This is a genomic window from Streptomyces sp. NPDC050287, assembly GCF_044459385.1.
GTDB lineage: Bacteria > Actinomycetota > Actinomycetes > Streptomycetales > Streptomycetaceae > Streptomyces.
Genome location: NZ_JBITIY010000007.1, coordinates 364,333 through 388,070 on the forward strand (window position 1 = coordinate 364,333; position 23,738 = coordinate 388,070).

Annotated in this window: 19 protein-coding genes, 1 tRNA gene and 1 pseudogene; 8 read left to right on the top strand and 13 right to left on the bottom strand. The window is 70.9% G+C overall.

All coding sequences use genetic code 11. From position 1 onward, the window contains the following. Positions 1-7 precede the first annotated feature (7 nt). From ACIBK3_RS26820 to ACIBK3_RS26835, 4 genes and pseudogenes are all read right to left on the bottom strand, one after another. The gene (locus ACIBK3_RS26820) at positions 8-826 is read right to left on the bottom strand and encodes an alpha/beta fold hydrolase (RefSeq protein ID WP_399369515.1); all 819 of its coding nucleotides are present in this window, start codon (positions 824-826) and stop codon (positions 8-10) included. A 49-nt stretch (positions 827-875) separates the two neighbouring features. Further along, positions 876-1,334 (bottom strand): cupin domain-containing protein, encoded by a 459-nt coding sequence (locus ACIBK3_RS26825; RefSeq protein ID WP_399369517.1) that lies wholly within the window; start codon positions 1,332-1,334, stop codon positions 876-878. Between the two features lie 263 nt (positions 1,335-1,597). Further along, complete coding sequence (locus tag ACIBK3_RS26830) at positions 1,598-1,948, bottom strand: hypothetical protein (RefSeq protein WP_399369519.1); 351 nt, start codon at positions 1,946-1,948, stop codon at positions 1,598-1,600. 174 nt (positions 1,949-2,122) lie between these two features. After that, a pseudogene (locus tag ACIBK3_RS26835) lies at positions 2,123-2,272 on the bottom strand (SDR family NAD(P)-dependent oxidoreductase); the annotation flags it as partial. On the opposite strand from ACIBK3_RS26835, the gene ACIBK3_RS26840 reads away from it, so the two are divergent. Continuing rightward, positions 2,271-2,657: a TetR family transcriptional regulator C-terminal domain-containing protein gene (locus tag ACIBK3_RS26840; RefSeq protein WP_399369521.1), complete on the top strand. Its 387-nt coding sequence runs from the start codon at positions 2,271-2,273 to the stop codon at positions 2,655-2,657. The pseudogene ACIBK3_RS26835 and the gene ACIBK3_RS26840 sit on opposite strands and share 2 nt — an antisense overlap. 18 nt (positions 2,658-2,675) lie before the next feature. After that, positions 2,676-3,062 carry a hypothetical protein gene (locus ACIBK3_RS26845; RefSeq protein ID WP_399369523.1) on the top strand — a complete coding sequence of 129 codons (387 nt, stop codon included), beginning with the start codon at positions 2,676-2,678 and terminating at the stop codon, positions 3,060-3,062. Positions 3,063-3,315: 253 nt separating this feature from the next. Here the strand turns inward: ACIBK3_RS26845 and ACIBK3_RS26850 are convergent, their stop codons facing one another. Next, the gene (locus ACIBK3_RS26850; protein WP_399369524.1) at positions 3,316-4,782 is read right to left on the bottom strand and encodes an MFS transporter; all 1,467 of its coding nucleotides are present in this window, start codon (positions 4,780-4,782) and stop codon (positions 3,316-3,318) included. Between the two features lie 173 nt (positions 4,783-4,955). Between ACIBK3_RS26850 and ACIBK3_RS26855 the strand changes: the two genes are divergently transcribed. Further along, complete coding sequence (locus tag ACIBK3_RS26855) at positions 4,956-5,900, top strand: LysR family transcriptional regulator (protein ID WP_399369526.1); 945 nt, start codon at positions 4,956-4,958, stop codon at positions 5,898-5,900. 146 nt (positions 5,901-6,046) lie between these two features. On the opposite strand, the gene ACIBK3_RS26860 is transcribed toward ACIBK3_RS26855, so the two are convergent. Both ACIBK3_RS26860 and ACIBK3_RS26865 read right to left on the bottom strand, forming a co-directional pair. Then, a complete protein-coding gene (locus ACIBK3_RS26860) occupies positions 6,047-7,435 on the bottom strand; it encodes a hypothetical protein (RefSeq protein ID WP_399370004.1) in 1,389 nt (462 codons plus the stop codon). 205 nt (positions 7,436-7,640) lie between these two features. Next, positions 7,641-8,219, bottom strand: a complete 579-nt coding sequence (locus ACIBK3_RS26865) for a TetR/AcrR family transcriptional regulator (RefSeq protein WP_399369528.1) — start codon at positions 8,217-8,219, stop codon at positions 7,641-7,643. Between the two features lie 89 nt (positions 8,220-8,308). On the opposite strand from ACIBK3_RS26865, the gene ACIBK3_RS26870 reads away from it, so the two are divergent. Both ACIBK3_RS26870 and ACIBK3_RS26875 read left to right on the top strand, forming a co-directional pair. Continuing rightward, a complete protein-coding gene (locus ACIBK3_RS26870) occupies positions 8,309-8,755 on the top strand; it encodes an anthrone oxygenase family protein (protein WP_399369530.1) in 447 nt (148 codons plus the stop codon). A gap of 112 nt (positions 8,756-8,867) precedes the next feature. Then, entirely contained in the window at positions 8,868-9,494 is a 627-nt protein-coding gene (locus tag ACIBK3_RS26875; protein ID WP_399369532.1) for a GntR family transcriptional regulator, read from the top strand. A 192-nt stretch (positions 9,495-9,686) separates the two neighbouring features. Here the strand turns inward: ACIBK3_RS26875 and ACIBK3_RS26880 are convergent, their stop codons facing one another. From ACIBK3_RS26880 to ACIBK3_RS26890, 3 genes are read right to left on the bottom strand one after another with little or no spacing between them, the layout of a single operon-like run. Beyond that, entirely contained in the window at positions 9,687-10,040 is a 354-nt protein-coding gene (locus ACIBK3_RS26880) for a cupin domain-containing protein (protein WP_399369533.1), read from the bottom strand. Further along, on the bottom strand, positions 10,037-10,828 hold the full coding sequence (locus ACIBK3_RS26885; RefSeq protein WP_399369535.1) for a carbon-nitrogen hydrolase family protein: 792 nt from the start codon (positions 10,826-10,828) through the stop codon (positions 10,037-10,039). The genes ACIBK3_RS26880 and ACIBK3_RS26885 overlap by 4 nt, the downstream gene beginning before the upstream one ends. Before the next feature lie 34 nt (positions 10,829-10,862). Continuing rightward, positions 10,863-12,227: an MFS transporter gene (locus tag ACIBK3_RS26890; protein ID WP_399369537.1), complete on the bottom strand. Its 1,365-nt coding sequence runs from the start codon at positions 12,225-12,227 to the stop codon at positions 10,863-10,865. 180 nt (positions 12,228-12,407) lie between these two features. Here ACIBK3_RS26890 and ACIBK3_RS26895 point away from each other — a divergent pair, with 180 nt between their 5' ends. Beyond that, the gene (locus tag ACIBK3_RS26895; RefSeq protein WP_399369539.1) at positions 12,408-13,094 is read left to right on the top strand and encodes a DUF2848 domain-containing protein; all 687 of its coding nucleotides are present in this window, start codon (positions 12,408-12,410) and stop codon (positions 13,092-13,094) included. 325 nt (positions 13,095-13,419) lie between these two features. Then, positions 13,420-14,331 (top strand): glycoside hydrolase family 5 protein, encoded by a 912-nt coding sequence (locus ACIBK3_RS26900; protein ID WP_399369541.1) that lies wholly within the window; start codon positions 13,420-13,422, stop codon positions 14,329-14,331. Positions 14,332-14,444: 113 nt separating this feature from the next. Here ACIBK3_RS26900 and ACIBK3_RS26905 read toward each other — a convergent pair whose 3' ends face one another. Together ACIBK3_RS26905 and ACIBK3_RS26910 are read right to left on the bottom strand one after the other, a co-directional pair. Continuing rightward, the gene (locus tag ACIBK3_RS26905; protein WP_399369543.1) at positions 14,445-17,495 is read right to left on the bottom strand and encodes an FG-GAP-like repeat-containing protein; all 3,051 of its coding nucleotides are present in this window, start codon (positions 17,493-17,495) and stop codon (positions 14,445-14,447) included. A 560-nt stretch (positions 17,496-18,055) separates the two neighbouring features. Beyond that, positions 18,056-21,355 (bottom strand): family 78 glycoside hydrolase catalytic domain, encoded by a 3,300-nt coding sequence (locus ACIBK3_RS26910; protein WP_399369545.1) that lies wholly within the window; start codon positions 21,353-21,355, stop codon positions 18,056-18,058. 737 nt (positions 21,356-22,092) lie between these two features. Between ACIBK3_RS26910 and ACIBK3_RS26915 the strand changes: the two genes are divergently transcribed. After that, positions 22,093-23,361 (top strand): hypothetical protein, encoded by a 1,269-nt coding sequence (locus tag ACIBK3_RS26915; RefSeq protein ID WP_399369547.1) that lies wholly within the window; start codon positions 22,093-22,095, stop codon positions 23,359-23,361. Between the two features lie 276 nt (positions 23,362-23,637). Here ACIBK3_RS26915 and ACIBK3_RS26920 read toward each other — a convergent pair. Next, positions 23,638-23,711 (bottom strand) — tRNA-Gly (locus ACIBK3_RS26920). Positions 23,712-23,738 lie beyond the last annotated feature (27 nt).

Genomic DNA, 23,738 nt, shown 5'->3' on the forward strand with positions numbered 1-23,738 from the left:
CCCGCGCTCAGTCGGTGGGCCGACGGGACGTGTGCGTGACAGCGAAGTCCCAGACCACGGGGAGCAGTTGACCGGGAGACTCGATCTGGGGCATGTGACCGGTGCGGGGCAGGACCTCGAACCCGGCGCCGGGGACGGCGGCGGCGTACGCACGTCCGTACTCGGTGTCGACGACCCGGTCGCTCTCACCCCACACGACGAGGGCCGGTGACGTCACCTTGGCCAGGCGCTCGCGCAGAGTGGGGTCGGCCATGGCGTGCGGGCCCGAGTAGACCTCCAGCGCGGCCCGGTTGGCGGCCGCGACGGCGCGCTGCTCGTCGGAGAACGTGCTGGGGTCGATGCGGAACTTCTCGACGTCGTGGAAGGAGAGAGCGGACAGCTCGGCGGGCGTCAGGGTGAAGGGGTCGGCGACCGGGTGGCCGGGAACCTGGATGCCGGCGGCGTCGACGAGGACGACGCCGCTGATCCGGTCACTGCCGAGCAGGGCGATCTCGGCGGCGATCCAGCCGCCGATGGAGTTGCCGACGACGGTGACGCCCCGCAGGCCGAGTTCGTCCAGCAGTCGTACGTAGACCTGGGCGAGGGTGGACACATCGGTCAGCCAGTCGGGCCGGGCGGTGCCGCCGAAGCCGGGGTGGACGGGGGTGATGACCCGGGCCGGCCGCTGCTCGGCGAGGAGCCCGGCGAACCCCGTGACGGTCTGCGGACCGCCGCCGCCGTGCAGGAGCAGGACGGGGTGACCGTCTCCCCGCTCGTCGACGGTGAAGCTCAGGTCGATGTCGCCGGAGTCGAGGCTGAGGGTGATGGTGCGGACGGTGCTGGTCATGGAAGTCTCCAAGTCGGTTACTGGCGGCGGGGGTTGTCGACGCGGGCCGTCACGCGTAGTCGGTCGCCGGTACGGTGGCGTACCGGCCCATCACCTGGACGGTCGCCTGCGGGGTCAGCTCCTGGCCGCCGGCGATCATGTCCCGCAGGTCGCGGAAGTACTGCACGTACAGGTCGGGCGTGAACGTGTTGAGCATGACCGCCGGTTCGTCGCCGAGGTTGGCGAAGGTGTGCGGGGCACCGGGCGGGATCATCGCGAGGGTGCCGGCCGGCGCGACGTGGGTCCTGTCCCCGACGGTGAAGTGCACGGTGCCGGAGACCACGTAGAAGCCCTCGTCGTGCTGGGCGTGACGGTGCTGCGGGGGTCCTTCGGCGTGCGGGGCGAGGGTGATCTCGCCCATGCCGAGACGGTGCCCGGTGGTGCTGCCGTCCTCGAGGATGCGGATCTGTGCCGGTCCCAGGCGGATCGTCTCGCCGCCGTCGGGGCCGACCACGGAAACCTCGGTCATCGTCCATCTCCTTCGTGAGAGTCAGCTCTCACGAAGGAGGTTAGGGGGTGGCGACCCGTCATGCAAGTGAACTCTCATGATGAGAGCGGCCATTGGCAAGGTGGCGACGGGATGGATGGACGGAAAGGGGGCCTACCGGTGGTGACGATGCAGACGGACACCGGCCGCGGCCATCAGAAGAAGAGCAGCCCCAGGTCACTGGCCTGGGGCTGCTTCATGGAGTCCGGGAGCGGCTGCTCCCTCTTGCCCGGACCCGGGCGGGGTCAGCCGACCGGGCCGCCGAACGCTGCCGCGCCTTCTCGGCCCTGGGCCTGATTCTGCGCGACGTACGGCCGCGGTTCGGCCTCGTACGCGGCGAACGCGCTCTCGTGCTCGCCCTCCGCATCGGCCGGCTGCCGGGCCGGTATCCGGGCGCCGATCAGTGCCTGCGAGGTGCCCATGACGCTGGTGGGCGCGGCGCAGTGTCCCGAGTCGCCCACCAGCGCGACGCGGCCGTGCGACCAGCGGTCCAGATGGATCTGACAGGAGGAGGAGAAGCGGAAGTCGTCCGCCGCCGACATCGCCCGCGGCAGCCGGGGGACCTCCCGGCCCTGACCGGCGAACGCGGCCGGCACCGCCCGCTCCGACGTCGCCGATGCCTTCGGTGCGGCTCACCCGGTGTCGGCGGGACCGGGGGTGTCGTCGTCCGGGAAAAGGGTCGCGGCCACGTGCTTGGTCGGCTGCAGCCACGACAATCGCCGCCTCGGCATGACACGGTCCGCGACGGCAAGGTCGCGATCCGCGCGGCGGGCGGCACGGCGTTCGGCGGCGGCGGCGTTGCGTCCGTAGTGCACGGCTACGAGGGCGCCTTCCCTGCCGAGCCGTTCGGCGGTCGCGCGCCCGATGCCGCGGCTGCCGCCCGTGACCAGAGCGTACGGCGGAACCTTCGGCGCCTTCATGGGCAGGGCCCTGGAGGAGGAGAGCGACGTCCGTGCGGGGTTCGCCAGGATGCTGCGCGAGGCGGCGACGTCGTACACCGATCCGGACCATCCGGCCGGCTGTCTGGTCATCACGGCCGCGACGAACTACTCGGCGCAGACGGCTGATGTCGAGCGGGACCTGCGGGAACGGAGGGCGGCGAACGTCCGCGACTTCGAGGAGCGACTGACCGACGCCAGGAAGGCCGGGACGCTCCCCGAAGGTGTCGAACCACGCGCCCTGGCCGTCTACTTCGCGGCCGCTGTTCAAGGGATGTCCCAGCAGGCACGGGACGGGGCGAGCACGGCGGAACTGCAGCGGGTGGCCGAGTTGGCCATGGCGGTGTGGCCCGTGCACCAGGCCTGAGCGGATCTGCTCACCGCCGTGCTCGGAACCCTGGGCACCGCCGCCGCGGCTCTGCTCCTGCTCGTCCTGCTCGCCGGCAACGCCTGGGCGGTGACGGTCCTGTTCTGCGTTCTGGGCGCCCCCTACTTCGCCACCATCCCGGCGCTCAACTCCCAGCTCGTCGCCTCCGCGGGACCCACGTCGGCCGCGATGGCGCTGACCGTCAACAATTCGGCCTTCTGCGTCGGGATCACCCTCGGCAGCTGGCTCGGCGGCGCCGTCCTCGCAGGCGGGCACAGTGTGCTCATGGTTCCGGCGGGAGGGGCTGTGCCGGCCACCGGAGGGCTGCTGCTGAGTGGAGTCACCGGTTGGCTGCTGCGCGGAAAGCCTGCGACTGGCGAATCCCGCGTCCCCGCTTCGGTGTGAGGGGAGGGTCGACGCAGGCCCAGCCGATGTGGTCGGGGTGGAGGTGGGTGAAGCACGCGCAGGGTACGCACGGCGGAGGGCCTGCGCAGTCGGCTGTCGTTCACGGAAGCTCTCCTCGCAGGCGGCGAAGGCGCCCGGCGCGGCCCGGATACGGGAACGGCGCGACCGTCCGCCGAGCGGCGGCGGACGGCCGCGCCGGGGGCGCGGACGGTTCCGGCGGGCGGATCCGCAGGCCGGACACGGGACAGCACACCTAGGCCGTGGTCCGCTCGCGCAGCACGGCTCCGGCGAGCAGGGCACCGGCGAGGGCGACGACACCGGCCGTGACCATGCCCGCGTGCAGCCCGCCCAGGATGTCGGCGCGGGACGGCGTGGCCGACGACAGGGCGTTGGTGCGGGCCGCGGCGATCGCGCTCAGCCCCGAGACACCGATCGCGGCCACGTACTGCGGCAGCTGCGACAGACCGCCGACGACACCCTGGTCCTCCTCGCTGACGCCCGTGGTCATCACGGTGATGAACGAGACGACGCTGAAGACGTGGCCGAGTCCCATGACGGAGGAGGTGACGAGCAGGGCGGCCAGGTTCACGTCCTGGGGGAGGGCGAACATGGCGACCGTGCCGACGCCCTGGATGAGCAGGCCCGCGGCCAGCACCTTCACCCCGCCGAACCGGCCCAGCAGCTTCGCGACGTACATGCCGCCGAGGGTCGCGGCCGCGCCCTCGCCGAGGTAGCTCAGACCGGCCTGCAGCGCGGTGAAGCCCAGCACATCCTGCATGTACAGGCTCAGCAGCACGGTCGTACCGGCGCACATGCCGAAGGTGATGACACCGAACAGCCCCGACCACTTCACGGACGGCCGGTTCAGCACGGACAGCGGCACCAGCGGCTCCGGGTGGCGCCGCTCGACCAGCAGGAACGCGGCCAGCAGCACCAGGCCACCGACGATCGGGCCGAGCGCCGCGGGACGGGTCCAGCCCTCGTCACCGCCGGTGGAGACGCCGTAGACCAGGCCGAACAGGCCGAGTGTGGCCAGTATCGCGCCCGGGATGTCCATCCTGCGGGCGGCGCCGGACTCGTGGATCGCCGGCAGGGCCAGCGCGCCGGCCAGCGCCAGTGCGCCCATCACGCACAGCGCGACCATGGTCCAGCGCCAGCTGAAGCCGTTGGTGATGACACCGCCGCCGAGCGCGCCGAGCACGAAGCCCAGCGACATGACGGCGCCGTTGAGGCCCAGGGCGCGGGCGCGCTTGGGGCCCTCCTGGAAGTAGCCGGTCATCAGGGCGATGGCGGACGGGGCGATCATCGCGGCGGCGGTGCCCTGGCCGATGCGGGTGGCGATCAGCGCGCCGGGGCTGTTCGCGAGGGCGGCGCCGAGCGAGAACAGGGTGAAGACCGCGACGCCGAGGGTGAACAGCCGCTTGCGGCCGATCAGGTCGGCGATCCGGGCGAACAGGGGCAGCAGGCTCGCCGACGGAAGCAGGCTGGCGGTGGCCACCCACTGCAGGGTGCCGGCCGACGAGAAGCCGAGGGCGGTGCCGATGTCGGGCAGGGCGACGGTGACGATGGAGAAGTCCAGGCCGCACATGAAGGTGGCGCAGCACAGGGTGATCAGCACCAGCCACTCGCGTGCCCCGAAGACGCCGCCGGCGGCGGGCTGGGGTGGTGCGGCGACCTGGTGTGTGGGGTGGGTCGGGGGAGACGATTCGGTGACGGCCATGACGGTCCTTCCTGATGCTCTCGCCGGCCGCTCCAGCTTCGAATCGGGGGGTCTGCGCAACAAGGACGATCTGTGCAACGATCGATTCGCTGGACTCATCGTTCGAGGTCGCGGGAGTACGGGGTCGCGGGAGTACGGGAGCGTGTGACTACGGGGGTGTGGGAGAACCGGTCATGGAACGCCAGGAGATCGAGGTCTTCCTGACCCTCGCGGAAGAACTGCACTTCGGGCGGAGTGCCGAGCGCGTGGGTGTCTCGCAGAGCCGGGTCAGTCAGACCGTCGCCCGGCTGGAGCGCCGTATCGGTGCCAAGCTGTTCGACCGCACCAGCCGTCAGGTGACCCTGACGCCCATCGGGGAACAGCTCAGGGACGATCTCGCGCCCGCGTGGCGGGGAGTCGAGGCGGCCGTCGCCAGGGCCATGGCGGCCGGCCGGGGGATCACCGGCTCCCTGCGGATCGGTTTCTCCGGCGCCTTCACGGGCCATCTGCTGCACAGCATCGCCGAGGTGTTCGGGCGTCGCTACCCGGATGTGGACGTGCAGGTACGGCAGGTGCAGATCTCCGACCCCTACGGTCCGCTGCGCGCGGGGGACGTCGAGCTCCAGGTCACCGAACCACCGCTGGCCGAACCTGATCTGACGCTGGGTCCGGTGCTGGTGTCGCAGCCGAGGGTGCTGCTGATGTCGTCCGCGCACCCGTTCGCGCGGCGTGAGTCGGTGAGCGTGGAGGACCTGGCGGAGGCGACGCTGCTGACGGTCGCCGGGAGTGTGCCTACGCAGTGGCTGGACCACCACTTCCCGCGGCAGACGCCGTCGGGGCGGCCCATCCCGCACGGGCAGGCCATGACGCACTGGGAGGACGCGCTCTCCCTGGTCCTCGCGGGCAAGGGAGTGACTCCGGTGGCGGCCGCCGGTGCGCACTACTACAGCCGTCCCGGCCTGGTCTTCAAGCCGTTCACGGACGCCCCGGGCATCGACTACGCCTTCGTCTGGCCCACCGGCCATGAGACGGCCAGGCTACGGGCCTTCGTCCGGGTGGCCATGGAGCGGGTGCGTGCGGTGGGCGGCCCTTCGCGGGCGGTGGAGAGCCTGTGGACGAACGAGGGCACCGGTGTCTGAGGGCGATGGGGTGTCACTGCGGGGCCCCGGCGCACGGTGAGCCGACGGACAGGCGCTGATCCTCACGCCGGCGAACTGATGCGGCCCGGGCCCACCGGCGGCTTCGATGGGACCCGGGCATGCCGGTTCTGGGTGGGTCCGGTGACTCAGTCCACGGTGAAGGAGTAGACGTAGGGTGCCAGTCGGATGCCGGAGCGGGTCGTCGCGTGGACCGTGAGGTCGTACCAGCCCTCCGCGGCCGGGGTCCAGTCGATGCTCGCGCTGTGGCCGGCGTCCGCGGGGACCGTGACCTCCGGGTCGCCGTTGTTGAAGGTGTACGTGTAGCTCACGACGTCCTTCACCTTCGGCGTGAACGTGAAGGTGCCCGGGACGCCGACGTCGCCGCCCGAACCGTTCTCGGGGTAGGTGTCCGAAGCGACGGTGGGAGTGGTGTCGTAGCTGATGCCCCACCAGGCCTTGTCGCTGACCCAGCCGTTCGCGCTGCTGCTGGTCACCTGGAGGTTCTCGCCGTAGATGCCGTCCAGCGCGAGTGTCACGGTCGCCGTGCCGTCCGGCCCCGCCGTGACCTCGAAAGTCCTGTCGTCCTGACCGCCGACGGTCCGCACCGAGTAGCTCTCGACCGGGCTCTTCGCCTGGAGTCCGGGGTCGGGACGGAGCGTGAACTCGGTCGGCTCACCGAACTCGGGTTGCGGGACGGCCGGGGTGACAGTGGGCGCCGCGGAGTTGACGCGGAAGGTGTAGCTGGTGATTGCCGACCCGTTGTAGGCCCGGTCCAGGCTGCGCACCCACAGCCTCATCGGTCCGGAGCCGGTCGGTGGGACCAGGCTGAGCGTGGCCGAACCGCCGAGCGCGTCGGCGCGCTTGAAGTACCTCGTGTCGGAGTACGGGTCGACGGGCTGCGGAACGCCGTGGTCACCGATGCTCGTGCCGATGACCGGCAGGTCCGACTGCCAGGAGAACTCGAATCCCTCGACGTCGTCGACACCGCCCGCGCTCAGCGTGAACTCGACCGGCACGCCGCCCTCGTTCCACACGTCCGGCGGGTAGTTCGGCGAAGTGATGGTGGGCGCATTCGCCGGGCGGGTGTTGTCGGCCGTGACATAGCAGGGGGCCGACCAGTCCGAGACCGCGTCCCCGACCACCGTCTGCGCCTGCCACGCGTAGGTCTGCCCGTCGGCGAGCGCACTGGCGGGCAGGGTGGCGGGGGCCTCGACGCCGGGGGTGACGCGGTCGCGGGTGACCGTCGTGATCCGCGTCGGGTCGGTGACCGGCCAGGCCTGATACCGCACGCCCACCAGGGAGTTGCCGGTGGTGTCGGTGATCCCGGGGATCCCCTCGACCACGAGGCCGTCACCGGCCCAGCGGTACGAGGGCCGGTCCGCGTCGGTCGAGCAGTGCTCGTAGCCGTTGAACAGCTGAGTCGGTGTGGTGGGCGTTCCGCCGGCCGCGCTCGCGGGCGACGCGGCGGCGGCCAGCGCCAGGCCGAGGGTTCCCAGAGAAGCGAGGACCGCGCGGGGTCTCGCGCCTAAGGACATGGTCAAGTGATCCCTCCCGTTTTGATGCCGGCATGCAGCGCCCTGATACGCACTGTTGTGCGAGCGGCGAGCGAATCGTACCGGGGTGCCGCGGGCCGCATGAGCATTAAGGGGAGCTGAGCGGGCGACGCGCGGACCATCGTCGGCCGGCCAGGGGGCATCGGGGAGGCGCTCGCTGATCGCGCCCGCCCGCCCGGACGGTGTGTCAGACCATGGCGAGCCGGTCCACCAGCAGCTCCACCCTCTGCTCGGTGTACTCCGGCGGCAGCCGTCCCGCCCGGGTCAGGGTCGCGATCCCGTGCAGGGACGCCCAGAACACCTCGGTGAACATCCCCGGGTGGACGCCGTCCCCGGCGACCTCGCCGAGGCACTCCAGCAGGGCGGCGAAGGCGTCCTTGAGAGGTTCCGGGGTGTCGTCCTGCGCGTACGCCAGGCCGCCGTCGAGCTGGAACAGGGCGTCGTAGACCGCCGGGTTGCGCTCGGCGAAGTCGAGGTAGCCGCGGGCGAGGGCGGTGACCCGGGCGCGTGGGCCGTCCGCGGTGGCGGTCGCGGCCCGCAGCGCCGCGGCCAGCTCGGCGGCGCCATCGAGGGCGACGGCGCCGATGATCTCGCGCTTGCCGCGGAAGTGGCTGTAGAGGACGGGCTGGCTGTACTCGATGCGCTCGGCGAGCCGGCGCGTGGTGACCGCGTCCCAGCCGTGCTGCTCGGCGAGTTCGCGGGCCGTCGCCACGATGAGGCGCTCGCGCTCCGCCCGTTCGCGCTGCTTGCGTTCCTGTACCGACATGGTTCGATCCTAGCACTGCTAGACAATCGATCGGCAGCAGTGCTAGCGTTGCCTCAACAGCTAGCAGCACTAGATCCCAGGGGGTCATCATGCTCGACACGCTCGAGGTCTTCACCACTGTGGTCGTCGGTCTGATGGTGGGAGTGGAGTTCTCCGTCGCCTTCGTCATCAACCCGATCCTCAACGCACTCCCCGGTGACAGTGACCAACTCGGCCGCGCCCACGGGGGCCGGATGCTCGGCGCCGTGATGCCGGTCTGGTACATCGGCTCGCTCGTCCTCGTCGCGGTCTGGGCCATCGCCGGACGGCACCATCAGGGCACCGGCCTCGTCGTCACCGCCGGCGCGCTGCTGCTCCTCAGCGTGATCATGTCGCTCCTGCTGCTCGTTCCGATCAACAACCGGAACAAGACGTGGACCCCCGAGAACCGGCCCGAGGACTGGAAGGAGCAGATGAACCGCTGGGACCGCTTCCACTACGTCCGCGTCGCCGTCATCATCGGCGCCTTCGCCCTGCTGGCCGCCGCCCTCGCCTGAGCCCGCGGGCCATGTGAGCAGGTGCGTCTCTTGACTTTCTTGAAGGCTCCCGGCGGAAGGCGCATGGTAGCGTCATTTGTATACAAGCTGTATGCGAGAGCTGGGGGTTGCCGTGACGTCCGGTAGGGAGAAGGCGTACGCGTATCTCAAGGACACGGTGCTGACGGATCCCGGTATGCAGGGGGCCTTCCTGTCGGAGCAGGAGCTCGCGGACCGTATCGGCGTCTCCCGCACGCCCATCCGGGAAGCGCTGCTGCAGCTCGCGGCCGAGGACCTGGTCGAGCTGGTGCCCAAGCGGGGCGCCCGGGTGTCGCCCCTGACGGGACGGGAGATCCGCGAGCTCATGGAGCTGCGGGGCATCGTCGAGCGGTACGCCGCCCAGCAGCTCGTCTCCGCGGGCGGAGCGCCGGTGGCGGGGCTGCGGTCCCTGCTGGAACGGCAGCGCGAGCTCACCGGTGCCGACCAGGCCCGGGAGTTCATCGCCGTGGACCACTGCTTCCACTCGGCCCTGGTGTCCGCCGTCGGCAACGCCCTCCTCGACCGGCACTACGACGGCCTGCGCAGCCGCCAGGTCCGTGCCGGAGTGGTCGCTCTCTTCAACCAGCAGGGACGTCAGGAAGCGGTGCTGGAGGAACACGAGGCCATCCTGGACGCCCTGGCCGCCGGTGACGTGCGGGCCGCGTGTGCCGCCATCGACCACCATCTGGAGTCGACACTCAAGGTACTGCTCGCCGGCTAGGGGATGCCCCGCGTCTCGCTCCCGTCCCGGTCCCGCGTCTCGCTCCTGTCCCCCGTCTCGGCCCGTCCTGGCTCCGCGCCCGTGCCCCCGAACCGAGCCGAGGGCGCGCCGCCGGCGCGCGGGCAGCGCCCCGTCGGGTGTTACCGCCGACTCTGACGGCGCCCCGCCGGTGCCTCCTCCGATCCCCGTCGATCACCGCTGACCGGGTTCGGGGTAGGTGATCACCATCATGGTGACGCCGTCCCGGGAGGTCCACGGGCCGTGCGGCATCCCGGGCGGGCGGCACGCGTACATGCCCGCGGTGAAGGTCCGGCCGAGCGTCAGGTCGTGCAACGCTCCCTCGACGAGGTAGACCTCCTCCCAGAAGTCGTGGCGGGTCACGCCTTGTGCGGAGGTGTCGGTACCCGGCGCCCAGCGGACGAGCGCCGTACGGGATCCGCGCTCGGGGTCGTCGGCCAGGACGCGCTCCTCGACGCCCGGGCCGGCGCCGGCCGGGGCCCGCCACGGCCCGTCGGGGAAGTGGAACTCCAGCTCGGGCTTGCTCATCGCCACACCTCCGGGCGCCTGTTGGCCAGCACGGAGATCCGCCGCCGGACCGCGGGAACCTCGTCGACGTCCAGGTCGGCCACCAGCAGCTCGGGCTCGGCGCCCAGCGCGTGCCGGACGGTCCCGTCGGGTCCGACGACACGACTGTGCCCGATCCCCGTCGGGGCAGGACCCGGCCCGGTGCCGGGATCGGCCTGGCCGACGGCGGCGAGCCACACGGTGGCGTCCAGCGCACGGGCCCGCACCAGCAGCTCCCACTGCTCACGCTTGCCGGGCCCGGCGCCCCACGAGGCGGCGAGCAGCGTGGCGGCGGCCCCGGCGTCGGCGTGCGCCCGGAACAGCTCCGGGAAACGGACGTCGTAGCAGGTGGCCAGGCCCAGCCGTACGCCGTCCACGTCGACGACCGTCGTACCGGAGCCCGCGGCGACGGTGTCGGACTCGAGGTAGCCGAAGGCGTCGTAGAGATGGATCTTGTCGTACGACGCCTCGACCCCGGGCCCGGTCGCGAGCAGGGTGTTGGCCACCCGGCCCCCGGTGGCCGGGGTGAACATGCCGGCCACGACAACCGTGCCGGTGGCGTGGGCGATCCGCCGTACGCCGTCGGCCCAGGGTCCGTCCAGGGGCTCGGCGAGCGGTGCCAGTGGGGTGCCGAAGCAGGCCATCGACGCCTCCGGGAAGACGACGACGCGGGCTCCGGCGTCCGCTGCGCGCCGGGTCCACTCCTCGACGAGCCGGAGGTTCTTCTCGGGGTCGGGGCCGGTGGTGAACTGGCTCAGGGCGATCCGCATGGTGCGGTCCTCCTTCGAACGTCGAACGTCCCGGTCAGCGTGAGGGGGTGGCGTCCATCGTGTGCGGCGCCTTCGGCGCGGCGAGGGCGGCGTCCTCGTCGACGGCGGCTTCGGGGCCGCGCCCCAGGAGGACGCCGACAAGGGAGACGGCCGAGGCGAGAGCGATGTACACGGCCAGCGGCGTCCAGGTGCCGTAGGCGCTCAGCAGGCTGGTGAACAGCAGCGGGGCGACGGCGCCGCCGAAGATCCCGGCCAGGGTGTAGGCCAGGGACGAGCCGGTGTAGCGCAGCCGGGGCGCGAACTGCTCGGCGATGAAGGCGGCCTGCGGACCGTACAGACAACAGTGGATCACCAGGCCCACGACTACCCCCGTGGCGAGCGGCAGCCAGGTGCCGCCGCCGATCAACGGGAAGAACACGAAGGGCCACACACCGGCGGCCACCGCGGCACAGCCGTACAGCAGACGGCGGTTGATCCGGTCGGAGAGGGCGCCGGCCAGCGGCATGAGGAAGACCTGGATCGAGGAGCCGATGAGCACGGCCGCGAGGGCGGAGCCGCGTGACATTCCGAGTTCCTCGGTGGCGTACGTGAGGACGAAGACGGTGAACAAGGCGTACAGCACGTCGGGGCCGATGCGGCACAGGATCGCGGCGAGCAGGGCGCGCGGCTGTGTGGTGAGCACCTCGCGGACGGGCGCCTCCGGCCGGGAGTGCTCGGCCTGCATCGCCCGGAACACCGGGGTCTCCTCGAGTTGGGCCCGGATCCACAGCCCGAACGCGACGAGAACGCCGGAGAGGAGGAAGGCCACGCGCCAGCCCCACGACTCGAACTGCGCCTCGGTCAGCAACGCGCCGAGGGCGGCCAGGACTCCGTTGGCCAGCAGATTGCCGGCGGGCGGGCCGACCTGGGCGGCGGACGCGTAGAAGCCACGGCGGCGCGGGTCCCCGAACTCGCTGGACAGCAGTACGGCGCCGCCCCACTCGCCGCCGACGCCGACGCCCTGCGCGAAGCGCAGCACGACCAGGGCGATCGGGGCGGCCACGCCGGCCGTCGAGTACGCGGGCAGGACGCCGATCAGGAACGTGGCCACGCCGATGAGGACCAGTGTGGCGATCAGCACTTTCTTGCGGCCGATCACATCACCGAGGCGGCCGAAGACGAACCCGCCCAGTGGGCGCGACACATAGCCGACCGCATAGGTGGAGAACGCCAGGAGTGTGCCGGTGAGCGGGTCCTGTGAGGGGAAGAACAGGTCACCGAAGACCAGGGCGGCCGCGGCGGAGTAGACGGCGAAGTCGTACCACTCCAGGGCCGTGCCGGTCAGGCTCGCGACGAAGGCCCGGCGGACGCCGGAGTGCCGATCGAACGCCTTCGCGTCGTCGTTCGGGGTGTCGGGCATGGTTCCCATCCTTGCTCGGTGACATCGACCTTCCGGCATACTTCTTGTATACAGGTCGTATGCGCAAGCCCCGCGCGAGAACTTCACCGCGGCGAAACACGGGCGTACCGGGACGTACCACTACGTGCCGGGGTCGCACCGCTGCCGCGGTTCCGTCCCCCGATCTCTGGGAGTGCCCTCATGTCCGTGCTGACCTTCGAACTGCCCGACGGATCGACGCGCGAGGTCGACGTCGTCCAGGTCCTCAACGCCGGGTACGCCGGACGCAGCCAGGAGGACGTCGCCGCACACGTCGCGGAGCTCGCCGAGCTGGGCGTGCCGGGCCCGTCCGTGACGCCCGCCCTCTACCCCGTCTCCCCCTACCTCGCCCAGCAGACCGACCGGGTCCACGCGCAGCACGGGCACACCTCCGGCGAGGCGGAGTGGGCGCTCGTCGTGGCGGACGGCGGGGAGCTGCTGCTGACCGCCGCCTGCGACCACACCGACCGCGACCTGGAGGTGCACGGCGTGGCCTGGAGCAAGAACGCCGGCCCCGACGTCCTCGCCCGCCGCGCCTGGCGCCTGGCCGACGTGGAGTCCCGGATCGACGACCTCACCCTGCGCGCCTGGGTCACCCACGGCGGCACGCCGACGGAGATCCAGCACGGCACCCTCGCCGAACTCCTCAGCCCCGCCTACTGGATCGACGTCCTGCACTCGCGCGGCGCGCTGGCGCCCGGCACCGTTCTGATCTCCGGCACCATTCCCATGGCCCCCGGCGTCGACCAGTTCGCCGACGGCTGGACCGTGGAACTGACCGACCCCGCCACCGGGGACGCGATCCGCCTCCACTACGACATCCAGCCCATGCCGGCGCCGATCGGCTGACACGACGGCCGGGCGGCGGGGCCGGCACCGCGGTTGGCCGATGCCGGCAAGGCGGGGACGTACCGCGCCACCTCCATGAGGGTGAACGCCTCGTCACCTCCGCGAAGCGCTTTGACATTGCGTAAGTTTTCATGCATAACGCAATGTGTTTCGCTTCCTTCTGCCTCGCTCTCTTCTGCCCAAGGCTGCCGGACTGGTCATTGTCATGGCCGTCGAGCTCAGTCTCCTTGCTGTGAACTTGGCGGGGGACCAGGTCGCCGGGATCGTTTCCGATGCCAGAATTCCGGTCGGGGTCAGCGAGAGGACGGAGGCCGGGGTGCGGCCGATGACCCCGGCCGAGAAGCACGGCAACCTCCGCGTCTGCGGCACGCATCTGTGCGACGGGGCGGGGATGCCGGTCCAACTGCGGGGCATGAGCACAAGTGGCACTCAATGGTTTCCGGAATGCCTGGTCCACGGCATGTTGGACGCGCTCGCCGGGGACTGGGGCGCGAGCGTCCTGCGCATCGCGACGTATGCGAACAAGGACGGGTACGCGGGAAATCCAGAGAAGTTCACAGATCGGGCGAACCGATTGATCGCCATGGCGAGTGCCCGCGGTATGTATGTGATCGTCGACTGGCACTGGGTCGACCCGGGCGACCCGAACAACGACCTCCGCAATGCGATGGCCTTCTTCAAGGAGATCGCCGCACGGAATCGGCACCGGACCAATGTGATGTACGAGATCGTCAACGAGGTATTTCAAGCGAACTGGTCGGCGATCAAGAGATATGCCGAGAAAGTCATCCCCGTGATCCGGGCCCAGGTTCCCGACAGCGTGATCCTTGTCGGCACTCGCGGCTGGTCCACGCTCGGTGCGTCCGAGTACGCCAGCGAAAAGGAGGTCGTCGCCCACCCGGTACGCGCCTCCAACATCATGTACACATACCACTTCTACGCGGCGGCGCACCGGGAGAGTTTCCTGAAGACCCTTGACCGCGCCTCCTCCAAGCTCCCCGTTTTCGTCACGGAATGGGGCACACAGTCGTGGGACGGATCCGGCAACGACTTCGTCATGTCGCAGCGGTATCTCGACCTGATGGCCAGGAAGAAGATCAGCTGGGTGAACTGGAGCATCGGTGACGGCGCCGTCGGCGGCGTCTTCAAGAAGGGCGCCTGCGCGCGCGGCCGGTTCGCCGGCACCAGCGTCCTCAAGCCCGTCGGCGTCTGGATCCGGCAGCGCATCAGAGGCTGACCCGTGCCGCCGCCGCTCCCGGCAGCCGTACCGCCGGGCATGCCCCAGCAGTAACCCAGGCGGCGGTCAGGCCGCTCCCCGTCCGGGTCGGACGGGGAGCGGCGAAGGCCCGCTCAGAACAGGCTCTTGTAACCCTGCCAACCGGTGGCGATCTTCGTACGGCCGCCGAAGGAGCCCTTGCCGTTGCCGTTGTTGCGCCACAGGGTGCCGGACGTGTCACGGGAGACAATGTCGGCCCTGCCGTCACCGGTGATGTCGCCGACGCCCACGATCACGTTGTACGAAGAGCCCCAGTCGTCGAAGACCTTCACTCGGTTCTTCAACTGGCCCGTGGCCGTGCCGTCGTAGCGCCACAGCTCGTTCGACTTGTCCTGCGCCAGCAGATCGCCGTAACCGTCGCCGTTGAGGTCGCCGGCGCCCAGGATCTTCTTGTAACCCGTCCACCCGGACCGGATCTTCACCCTCGCCGAGAGCTTCCCCGCGCTCGTCGCCTTGTAGAGGTAGATGTCCCCGGTCGATGCCTGACGGGCGATCAGATCCGCCCGCCCGTCACCGCTGACGTCTCCCGGTGAGGTGAGCAGGTTGTACTGGTTCCAGCCCGTGCCCAGCGAGGTGTACGCGGTCGACGGAGTCACCGCCGCAGCGCACGCGGGCCGGTAGGCGCGCAACGTGCCGCTGTCGGACCGTACGAGCACGTCGTCGCACCGGTCACCGCTCAGGTCACCGAAGGGTACGACCTTCACCGTCGTCGGCCACCCGGAGCCCGTCCGCTTCCCGGTGAACGTTCCCTGGCCCGTCCCGTACTGGTACGTCAGCCCGCCCGAGCTGCTCAGCGTCACCAACTCGCCGAAGCCGTCCGACCCGACGAAGTCCCGCCACGCCGCTGCCGCGCCGGTGACCTTCACCGTCCCCTTCTTCGCCAGCGCCGCGCCCTGCCCGTCCGCGGGGGTGACCGTCAGCGTCCAGGTGTAGGCGCCGTTGGGTACCAGCCGGCCGGAGCCGTCCTTGCCGTTCCACGCCGGGCTCACCACACCGCGCGCCAGACCGCCCGAGAGGGTGCGGACGGCCGTACCGGCCTTGTCGCCGATCACGAGCTTCCAGGAGGCCGCGGGCTTGTTCAGCCACCACTTCGGGCTCCACTGCGCGGCGCCGCCCTTGACGTCGACCGAGGCGGCGACGGTGGCGTCACGTTGGACGAGAGCGGAGACGGGGACATCGCTGGAGGTCAGGCGGATGGAGTTGTCGGAGCGGAGCTGAGCGATCACGCCGGTGTACGGGTCGACGTCCCAGGCATTGCCCTCGAACTTCCCCGCGGTGTGCGACACGGGCGCCGCGCCGCGCACGTCGATCACCTTGAGCTCCCCGTCCTCGACGGCCGCGACGAAGCCGTCGCCGAGCCGCGCCTGCTCCCAGCTGTCACCCGACACGAGCGTCAGGTTCCGCTTGGTGACGGTGTCGTAGACACCCTGCCCCTCGGAGTCGAGTACGCAGTTCCACAACAGCCACCGGCCGACCGCCTGGAAGCCGCTCAGCAGGCAGCCGCGTCCGAACCACACCGGGTCGCCCTGTCGCCCGGTCAGCAGATCGACGGGGACCACGCTGTCGTTGCCGGAACTCAGCCACACGGTGGTGCCCCACAGCGCCCGCACGGTCTCCGTCGTCGTGTACACCGTGTGCCCGGTGTCGAGGTCGACGACCCGGGTCTCCGCCGTGCCGGTGCTGTCGTACGGCCTCGTCAGAGCGGCGAAACGGCCGCTTGCGGCGGTCACGGTCTGGTAGCTGCGGGAGCTGTCGACGCGGGTGCCGGGCAGCGACTGGGTGGAGCCGAGCAGCCGGGGCTGCTGGGCGGCGCTCGTGCCGTAGCCCGAGATGACGGTCCGGCCGTCACCGGTGTCGAACAGGCGCGGGCGGCCCTCGGAGTAGTCCTCCAGCGCTATACGGCCGCGGGGGGTACGTGCCCCCGCCGTGGGAGCGTCCGCCACGCCGGTCTCACGGGTGTGGAGATACGACCAGTCACCCACGGGGTCCAGCTCCACGGTAGTCAACCGCCCCTGGGCGAGGGTCAGTTGGGAGACCGTGTGAGCGGCCTGCCGGGGGTACGCGTCCGCGACCCGGCGCACGGTGACCCCGCCGCCCCCTGCGGCCTCGATGAGGGAGACGCCCCAGTGGTCCGTGTCGGCGCCGCCCGCGACCAGGAGCCCGCCGTCCGGGGTCGCCACGGCCTCCCGCGACGTCCTGGCCAGCAGCGTCCGCGGGGCGGAGCCGTCGAGAGGGACGGCCTCGACCCGCGAGACCGCACGGCTGGTGTCGTAGCGGCCCAGGGAGGAGTCGTACCGGGAGACGATGACCGTGTCGCCGACCATGCCCAGCACCTGCGCGATGTCGCCGACCGACACGGTCCGCACGGCGGCGGTCGGGTCCTGGCGGGAGGCGACGTGCAGGGTGCCGTCGTAGAACCACACCAGGTGGGTGGTGCTGAGTGCGACCAGGTAGTGCCACGACTGCACGGTGTACGGCAGGGCGGTGAAGCGCCCCTGCTCGATATCGAGCCACCCGGTGACCTCGTCGTCGCCCTTGCGGTAGCGCACCACCTGCCCGCGCGCGTCGCCCAGCCCCGCGGCGGCCAACAGGTAGACGCCGGAGGGGACGCCATCCACCGTGCGGTCGGTGACGGAGCCGTCTTCCTGGGCGTCCAGCAGATGCCACACGGCGTCGGTGCCGGTTCCCGCCGTGGTGACGACCGTCGACCCGAGCGTGCTGAAGTACGCGTGCCCGTCCGGCAGCGCGACCGTGGCCACCTGACCGGACGTCATGTTCCGCAGCGTCACGGTCCTGGCCGAGCTGTCGTAATGGGCCACGACGTCCGAGCCCGCGCCGGCACTCGTGACGCCGTACGCGTCCGTGCCCGACGCGTCGACGACCGTGTCGACGCCGTCGTACGTCGTCCACAGCTGGCCACGCCCCTCCTCATAGCGGAGGAACCCCGAGGGCCCCGCGCTCAGCAGACCCGTCCGGGGAACCAGGGCCGTGGTGGCCGGCACGACCACCTCTCCGGTGACCGGTTCGCCGTACGCGCTGCCGGCTGTCAGCGAACCGAGGCCGACGGCGAGAGTGAAGGAAACGGCGGCGGCGGTGGCGCCTCGTACGAGCGCACGTCTGCCCATGCGGGACCTCTCCAGTGACGGTGGGTGAAAGCTTGGAGAGACTCGTGCCTGCGCCGTCGGGCCGCAGGTTGTGAACACGCGGCACATCTGACGTTCAGTCGCCCCCCAGGCAAGTGGCCGGATCTTAACAGTTGCTTTGCCTTGCCTTGCCCTGTGCATGGGAAGGGGGCGTTCGGGACACTGTGAAGATCGCCTCGGGGTGGCAGGTCCTCCGGGCCGTGCGCCCGTTGGGCCGCTACAAGGCGTTCCGGCTACTCCCCGACGACCTCCCGCTCTGACGCGGCAGCTCCTGGCCGGTGATGGCGGCGATGCCTTGCGTGCGGTCGGCGGCGTCATGCGTGCTGGAGAAGGACCCCAGTCGGTGACGGAGCAGGCGGTGACGAGCCCGGCGGCTGCAGCACTTCGCGCAGGGCGCAGGTGCGGGCTCGGTGGCCGGTGGTCCGCGGCCCTGCGCCCGGTCGGGCCGCGCCCGTTCACCTGCCGCGCCCAGTGACGCGCCGCCGAGGCTCTCGCTCGCGATGACTCGAAGGTGGGACCGTCCTGGGGTGTCATCGGCTCGGTCACGCCGGGCCGGTAAAAGCCCACTCCCCGTGCCCGACACGGAAGACGACGAACTCGGGGTCGCCGCGCAGGAACTCCGCGCCCTCCGGCGCGGTCACCCGGTCGCGCGACCTTCCCGGTACATGCACCTCGGCCGTCGAACCCACCGGCACCCGCACCGAGAGCCGCAGCTCCCGGCCCAGCCGCGACCAGGACACGGCGGCCTCGCCGCGCACCGTACGGATCGACGTGCGGGCCCAGTTCACTCCCGTACGGGCGTCGGGGCGCACGGAGAAGGTGCGGTAGCCGGCGTCCCCGGGGCGCAGCCCGGCCACGTTCTCGTACAGCCACTGCGCGACCGTGCCCAGGAAGTAGTGGTCGCGGGAGCGGGAGTCCAGCGGCCACATCTCCCACATGGTGTCGGCGCCGTTGGCCTGCCAGTACCCCCAGCTCGGATAGGTGCGCTGGGTCGCGACGGCGTGGGCCACGTCCGGGCGGCCGTGGGCGCACAGCACCTTCAGCAGCACGCTCGTGCCCAGGCAGCCGGTGTTCAGATGGTTGCCGCGCGCCTCGATGTCCGCCACCAGACTGTCCAGTACGGAGGCGCGGGCGCCGGCCGGTACCAGACCGAAGGCGAGCGGAACCGCGTTGGACGTCTGCCGGTACCCGGGGTCCTTCGCCGTCCGGTAGTGGCCCTCGGCGCTCAGGAACGCCTCGTTGAACGCGGTCCTCAGGTTCTCGGCCGCCTCCCGGTACCGCTTGACGACCGCGCCGTCACCCAGCAGTTCGCCCAGTTCGACGGTGTGCAGCAGCGCCCGGTAAAGGTACGCGGTCGCGGTCAGCCGGGTGTCCTCAGGGGGAATCTCGTAGCCGGGCGCCACCCAGTCGCCGAGCGCGGTGACCGCCAGCCCGTCCCGCAGCCGGGACAGCTCCCAGTCCAGGTACCGGGTCAGCGTCGCCCAGTGCTCACGGGCCACGCGCTCGTCCCCGTACACCCGGTACAGCTCACGGACGACGAACGGGTGGACGGTCGTCCATTCGGGGGAGGGAGCCAGCTCCTGGTAGCCCCAGCCGCCGCTCGGCACGATCACCGGCAGCTGCCCCGCGTCGTTCTGGCTGTCCGCCAGATCACCCAGCCACTTGGACAGGAAGCGGTGCACCCCGAAGGCGTACGTCATCACCGGCGTGCCGACCTGGGCGTCACCGGTCCAGCCGTTCTTCTCGTACATGGGAGTGTCGGTCGGTATACCGTGCAGGTTGTTGAGGACCGTGCGGCGCATGGAACCGTCCAGCCACTCGTAGAACGGCTCCGAGCAGCCGAAGGAGCTGACCTCCTCGACGCGTGTGTGCACCAGCCGCCCCAGCACCTGCTCCGGGACCGGGCGTGCGGGCAGGCCGTGGATCTCCACGTAACGGAAGCCCTTGTACGAGAACTTCGGCTCCCAGACCTCGTCCTCGCCACCGCCCGCGCAGATGTACTCGTCGGTCTGGAAGCGGCCCGGGACATGGCCGGTCTCGGCCTGCACACTTCCGTCGGCCTTCAGCTTCTCACCGTGGACGAGGCGGACGACCGTGCCCGTCTCGGCGCCGCGGACGGTCAGGCGGGTCCAGCCCGCCATGGTGCGGCCCATGTCCACCACGTACACCCCGGCGCGGAGCTCGGAGATCTCCGCCGGCCGTACCGTCCCGGCGATCTCGATCGGGTCGTGCGGCTGCGCCCTGAGCGCGCCCCGGGGGGCCTGCTGCACACCCGCCGTCCGCCAGCCGCTGTCGTCGAAGCCGGGCCGGGTCCAGCCGTGCGGTGCCCGGCCGGCGTCGTACGTCTCCCCGGCGTAGAGCGAGTTGGACAGGGTCGGCCCGTCGGTGATCCGCCACTCGCCGTCCGAGGCGACGGTGGTGCGGGAGCCGTCCGGGTAGTCGATCTCCAGCTGGGCCAGCAGCCGGGGCTCGCCGTGCCACGGCGGGGTGTGCCAGTTCCAGACATTGGGGGTGGTCATGCCGAAGAAGCCGCGGCCGAGGGTGACACCGATGGCGTTCTCGCCCCGCCGGAGCAGCCCGGTGACGTCGTGGACGGCGTAGAGCACGGTCTCGTCGTAGTCCGTGAAGCCTGGGTCGAGCACCTGCCGGCCGACCCTGCGGCCGTTGATCTCGGCCTCGTAGTAAGCGAGTCCACTGATGTAGAGACGGGCCCGGGTGATCCGCCCCCGCACGGTGAAGCCGCGGCGCAGCAGCGGAGCGGGCTGCTCCGGCACGGCGACGCTCACCCCACTGCCCCAGGGCCCCTGCCCGTACGGAGCGAGTACCGCGGCTTCGGCCCAGTCCGTTTCGTCGAACTCCGGACGCTGCCACCCGTTTTGGGGTTCGGTCTCGCAGACGCGCCAGCCGGGGCCGGTGACCAGTTCATGCGGGCCGCCGTCCTCCGTCTCGACGACCAGCCGGGCCAGCAGGCCGCCGGGGTTCACCGAGGCGCCGGGGCGGTTGGTGGCGAGGGCGGCGAGCACCACCGGGCGGCCGGCGGCGCGGGCCTCCTCGACGATTTCGGTGACGTCGGCCGCGTGGCCGGTGCGCCAGCCGTCCTGCTGCTCCGGCGCGTGCAGCACCTGCCGGCCGTCCAGATGGAGCGTGAAGTCGTCGTCGGCGGTGGCGACCACGGTGGCTCGCCGCACCCGCGTGCCGTCGACCGGCAGACGCAGTGCTGCCCGGAACCAGCGCGGTCCCGCGGGGGCGTCGGAGGAGGTGGCGCCCGGTGACCAGATCCACGAGGCACCGGAGAGGGCGGGAGGCTGCGCGGGAGCGTCGGCGCCGATCCAGCGGGCCTGCCAGTCGGCGGCCGACAACGTTGTCTCCCACCAGTTGACCTCGCTCCAGCGGGAGGGGCGCCCGGCGCCGTCCCAGGCCCGTACCCGCCAGTGGTAGCGGGTACGGGGGCGCGGCGGGGGCCCGTCGTAGGGGACACCCACGCTGTGGTCGGACGCCACCTTCCCCGAGTCCCAGACCAGCTTGGCCGCCGTCCCGGTGCCGTCCGTAAGCTCCCGCGGGGCGAGGGCCACCTGGACCTGGTACGCGCTCTGCCGGGCGCCGCGCCCCGACGCGGACAACTCCCAACTGAGACGGGGGCGCTCGACATCGGTGCCGAGGAGCCGCTCGGCGTACTCGACGGTGGTGCGCTCGATCCGCAGTGCCCCGGTGCGGCCGTCCTTCGGGCCCTGCGCCGGTGCGCCGGCGGCCGCCGCAGGCCCGGCCGAGAACGCGGTGAACCCGGCGCCCGCGCCTGCCGTCGTGCTTTTGAGGAAGAGTCTTCGGTTCCAGATCTGGCTCATGCGCGCTCCTCGCTCGCTGTGTCGTCCCCGGACAATGACCGACTTGAAACGATTCAAAACCTGTCGTGCCGGGAAATGCTATGCAGGCGAACTCGCCCCAACAAGGTGTGGGACGGCGGAGATTCGGGTGAGTGGCGGGGTGCGGGAGGTAGGAGACGGGCGCCACGCAGGCACCACGGCCGCGGTGGCGGCGGGTCAGTGTGTGACGTCGAGTGTGTGCGTACACCACGGCCTCGCCCCCTCCGAACTCGTCGCCGTCGACCTCACTGACATCGACTTCAGCGTCTTCGGTCGCGGTTGCCATCGCCCGCCGAGCTTCGCGGACCAGCTCGCGCGCTGGTCGGCATCGCCGAAGCCGCCATGGACAAGCCGGTATCACCGGCCGCGAGACGCGCCCCGGATCCTCGTCCTGACACCACCGCACCCGCCACCGCCTCGGGCGACTACGTCGACGTCCGCTGAGCCCGCAGACGGACACCCGCGTCCGGGCCGGGCAGACCGCAGGGAGGAGCCACGTCCTCACCGCCCGGGCGCACCGGTTCCGCTGAGGCCCCGCGCCCGTTCCCACGTAATCGCTGTACGTCCGTGATGAGCGGTCGGTATAAAGACGGACGGCCGGGCGGGCGGTCCGGAGAGGGCTCCCGCCGTCTCGAACGCGTCAGGGGTGGGGATCGACAGTGTTGTTGTGGAGAGTACGCAGATGGGTCACGGTGGCCGTCGCGGCTGCCGCACTCGGCATGGGAGGCGTGACAGCCGCGCACGCCGCGGACCAGCCGGAGGTCACCTACGCGGGGAGCGTGTCGGACGACCTCGGGATCCTGCAGATCAATGCCCGATCCGCGGCCGACATCAAGAGCATCACGGCGCACCTGGTCTCGTACGGCTCGCAGACCGAAGTCGCTGAGATCGGGACGAAGGACTTCCGACTCTTCTCCGGCACCCTTCAGGACGGCAACTGGCGCACCAAGAAGCCGTTGAAGCTGCCCGAGTTCGGCTCCTACCGCATCGACGTGGAGGTGACGGACGCCGACGGCGGCCACGTGCTGCAGCAGTCCGCGGGGGACTTCGCCTACTACGTCGTGGCGCAGTTCGGCGCGCTCACCGTCGACCGCACCGCCATCGACCGGGAACACCGTGACGTGCAGGTCGAGGGGACGCTGTACGGGCGTTGGCCGACCCGTCAGGTGAAGCCCCTCGCGGCACGCCAGGTCGAGATCAATGTCGACTACTGGACGCAGACCACTGTGACCACCGACGCCCGGGGTCACTTCACCGCCTCGGTGCGGCTCGACACCGCCGCGCCCGTCCAGGCCGTGTTCGCCATGGACGGTGGCACGCCGACGGTTCTGTACGGGGAGTCCGAGCCGGTACAGATCGGTGTCGACCAGATTCCCACCCGGTTCACGTCCACGGTGAGTTCGACCGACGTCGACTTCGGTCAGCCGGTCACGGTGAGCGTCAAGGTCGAACAAAAGACCGCGGACGGCTGGGTGCCGCTGGCCGGGCACTCCGGGGGCGTCCTGTTCGGCCCCGACGACGCGCAGACCGACCTCGTGGGTCGCTTCACCACCGCTGACGACGGCACCTTCACGATGGACTACACGCCGTGGCAGGGTGGCTACTTCCAGTTCGCCCTGGACACCTCGGACGACCCGTTCCTCCAGGCCGGTACCGGTACGAGCGACGTCGTCCACGTGCACCGGGCGTCGAAGTTCACGGCGTTCACGGCCGCCCGCTCCGACACGGGGCAGGTCCACGCCGAGGGGCTGATCGACTTTCCCGACGGATGGACGCCCGCCCGGATCAACGTGCACATCCAGTCCTCGCCCGACGGCGTGAACTGGTCGACGCTCACCACGGTCGAGGCTTCCTGGGGCGGCAGCGGCAACGATTTCGCCGCGGACCTCGACGAGAGCGGTGCCGGCTACTACCGGGCCGTCTTCGACGCTGACGACAACTTCCAGTCGGCGACCTCCCAGACGGTCTTCGTGCCGGCGTCCGCCTAGCGCTTGTCGTCACATGGTCTTGCCTGATGGGGCATGGTCCGGTGATACGTCGCCATGAACTGTCGGACTCTGACGGATGCCTGCTGACCTGGGCGTACGTACTCCGGTGCGGCGCCCGGGAACGCAGGATCGCAGGGTTGTCGAGGTTGGGACGGTTCCAACCAAGCGTTCGTGCCCTCCGCGTGCCCAATCTTCGAGCGCACCCCTGTGGTGAAAAACGCCGGAAGCCAGGGCCAAAAAACGCAAACCCCAGGCCGCTGACCTGGGGTTTCTCTCTGGAGCGGGTGACGAGAATCGAACTCGCGCTCTCAGCTTGGGAAGCTGATGTTCTACCATTAAACTACACCCGCGTAAGACGCCGGTCGGGACCGGTGTCG

Bases quoted from the DNA above. Each gene is read 5' to 3' on its own strand.
- ACIBK3_RS26820 (WP_399369515.1), bottom strand. From the start codon at position 826: ATGACCAGCACCGTCCGCACCATCACCCTCAGCCTCGACTCCGGCGAC.
- ACIBK3_RS26825 (WP_399369517.1), bottom strand. From the start codon at position 1,334: ATGACCGAGGTTTCCGTGGTCGGCCCCGACGGCGGCGAGACGATCCGC.
- ACIBK3_RS26840 (WP_399369521.1), top strand. From the start codon at position 2,271: ATGGGCAGGGCCCTGGAGGAGGAGAGCGACGTCCGTGCGGGGTTCGCC.
- ACIBK3_RS26850 (WP_399369524.1), bottom strand. From the start codon at position 4,782: ATGGCCGTCACCGAATCGTCTCCCCCGACCCACCCCACACACCAGGTC.
- ACIBK3_RS26855 (WP_399369526.1), top strand. From the start codon at position 4,956: ATGGAACGCCAGGAGATCGAGGTCTTCCTGACCCTCGCGGAAGAACTG.
- ACIBK3_RS26860 (WP_399370004.1), bottom strand. From the start codon at position 7,435: ATGTCCTTAGGCGCGAGACCCCGCGCGGTCCTCGCTTCTCTGGGAACC.
- ACIBK3_RS26865 (WP_399369528.1), bottom strand. From the start codon at position 8,219: ATGTCGGTACAGGAACGCAAGCAGCGCGAACGGGCGGAGCGCGAGCGC.
- ACIBK3_RS26870 (WP_399369530.1), top strand. From the start codon at position 8,309: ATGCTCGACACGCTCGAGGTCTTCACCACTGTGGTCGTCGGTCTGATG.
- ACIBK3_RS26880 (WP_399369533.1), bottom strand. From the start codon at position 10,040: ATGAGCAAGCCCGAGCTGGAGTTCCACTTCCCCGACGGGCCGTGGCGG.
- ACIBK3_RS26885 (WP_399369535.1), bottom strand. From the start codon at position 10,828: ATGCGGATCGCCCTGAGCCAGTTCACCACCGGCCCCGACCCCGAGAAG.
- ACIBK3_RS26890 (WP_399369537.1), bottom strand. From the start codon at position 12,227: ATGCCCGACACCCCGAACGACGACGCGAAGGCGTTCGATCGGCACTCC.
- ACIBK3_RS26895 (WP_399369539.1), top strand. From the start codon at position 12,408: ATGTCCGTGCTGACCTTCGAACTGCCCGACGGATCGACGCGCGAGGTC.
- ACIBK3_RS26900 (WP_399369541.1), top strand. From the start codon at position 13,420: ATGACCCCGGCCGAGAAGCACGGCAACCTCCGCGTCTGCGGCACGCAT.
- ACIBK3_RS26905 (WP_399369543.1), bottom strand. From the start codon at position 17,495: ATGGGCAGACGTGCGCTCGTACGAGGCGCCACCGCCGCCGCCGTTTCC.
- ACIBK3_RS26910 (WP_399369545.1), bottom strand. From the start codon at position 21,355: ATGAGCCAGATCTGGAACCGAAGACTCTTCCTCAAAAGCACGACGGCA.
- ACIBK3_RS26915 (WP_399369547.1), top strand. From the start codon at position 22,093: ATGGGAGGCGTGACAGCCGCGCACGCCGCGGACCAGCCGGAGGTCACC.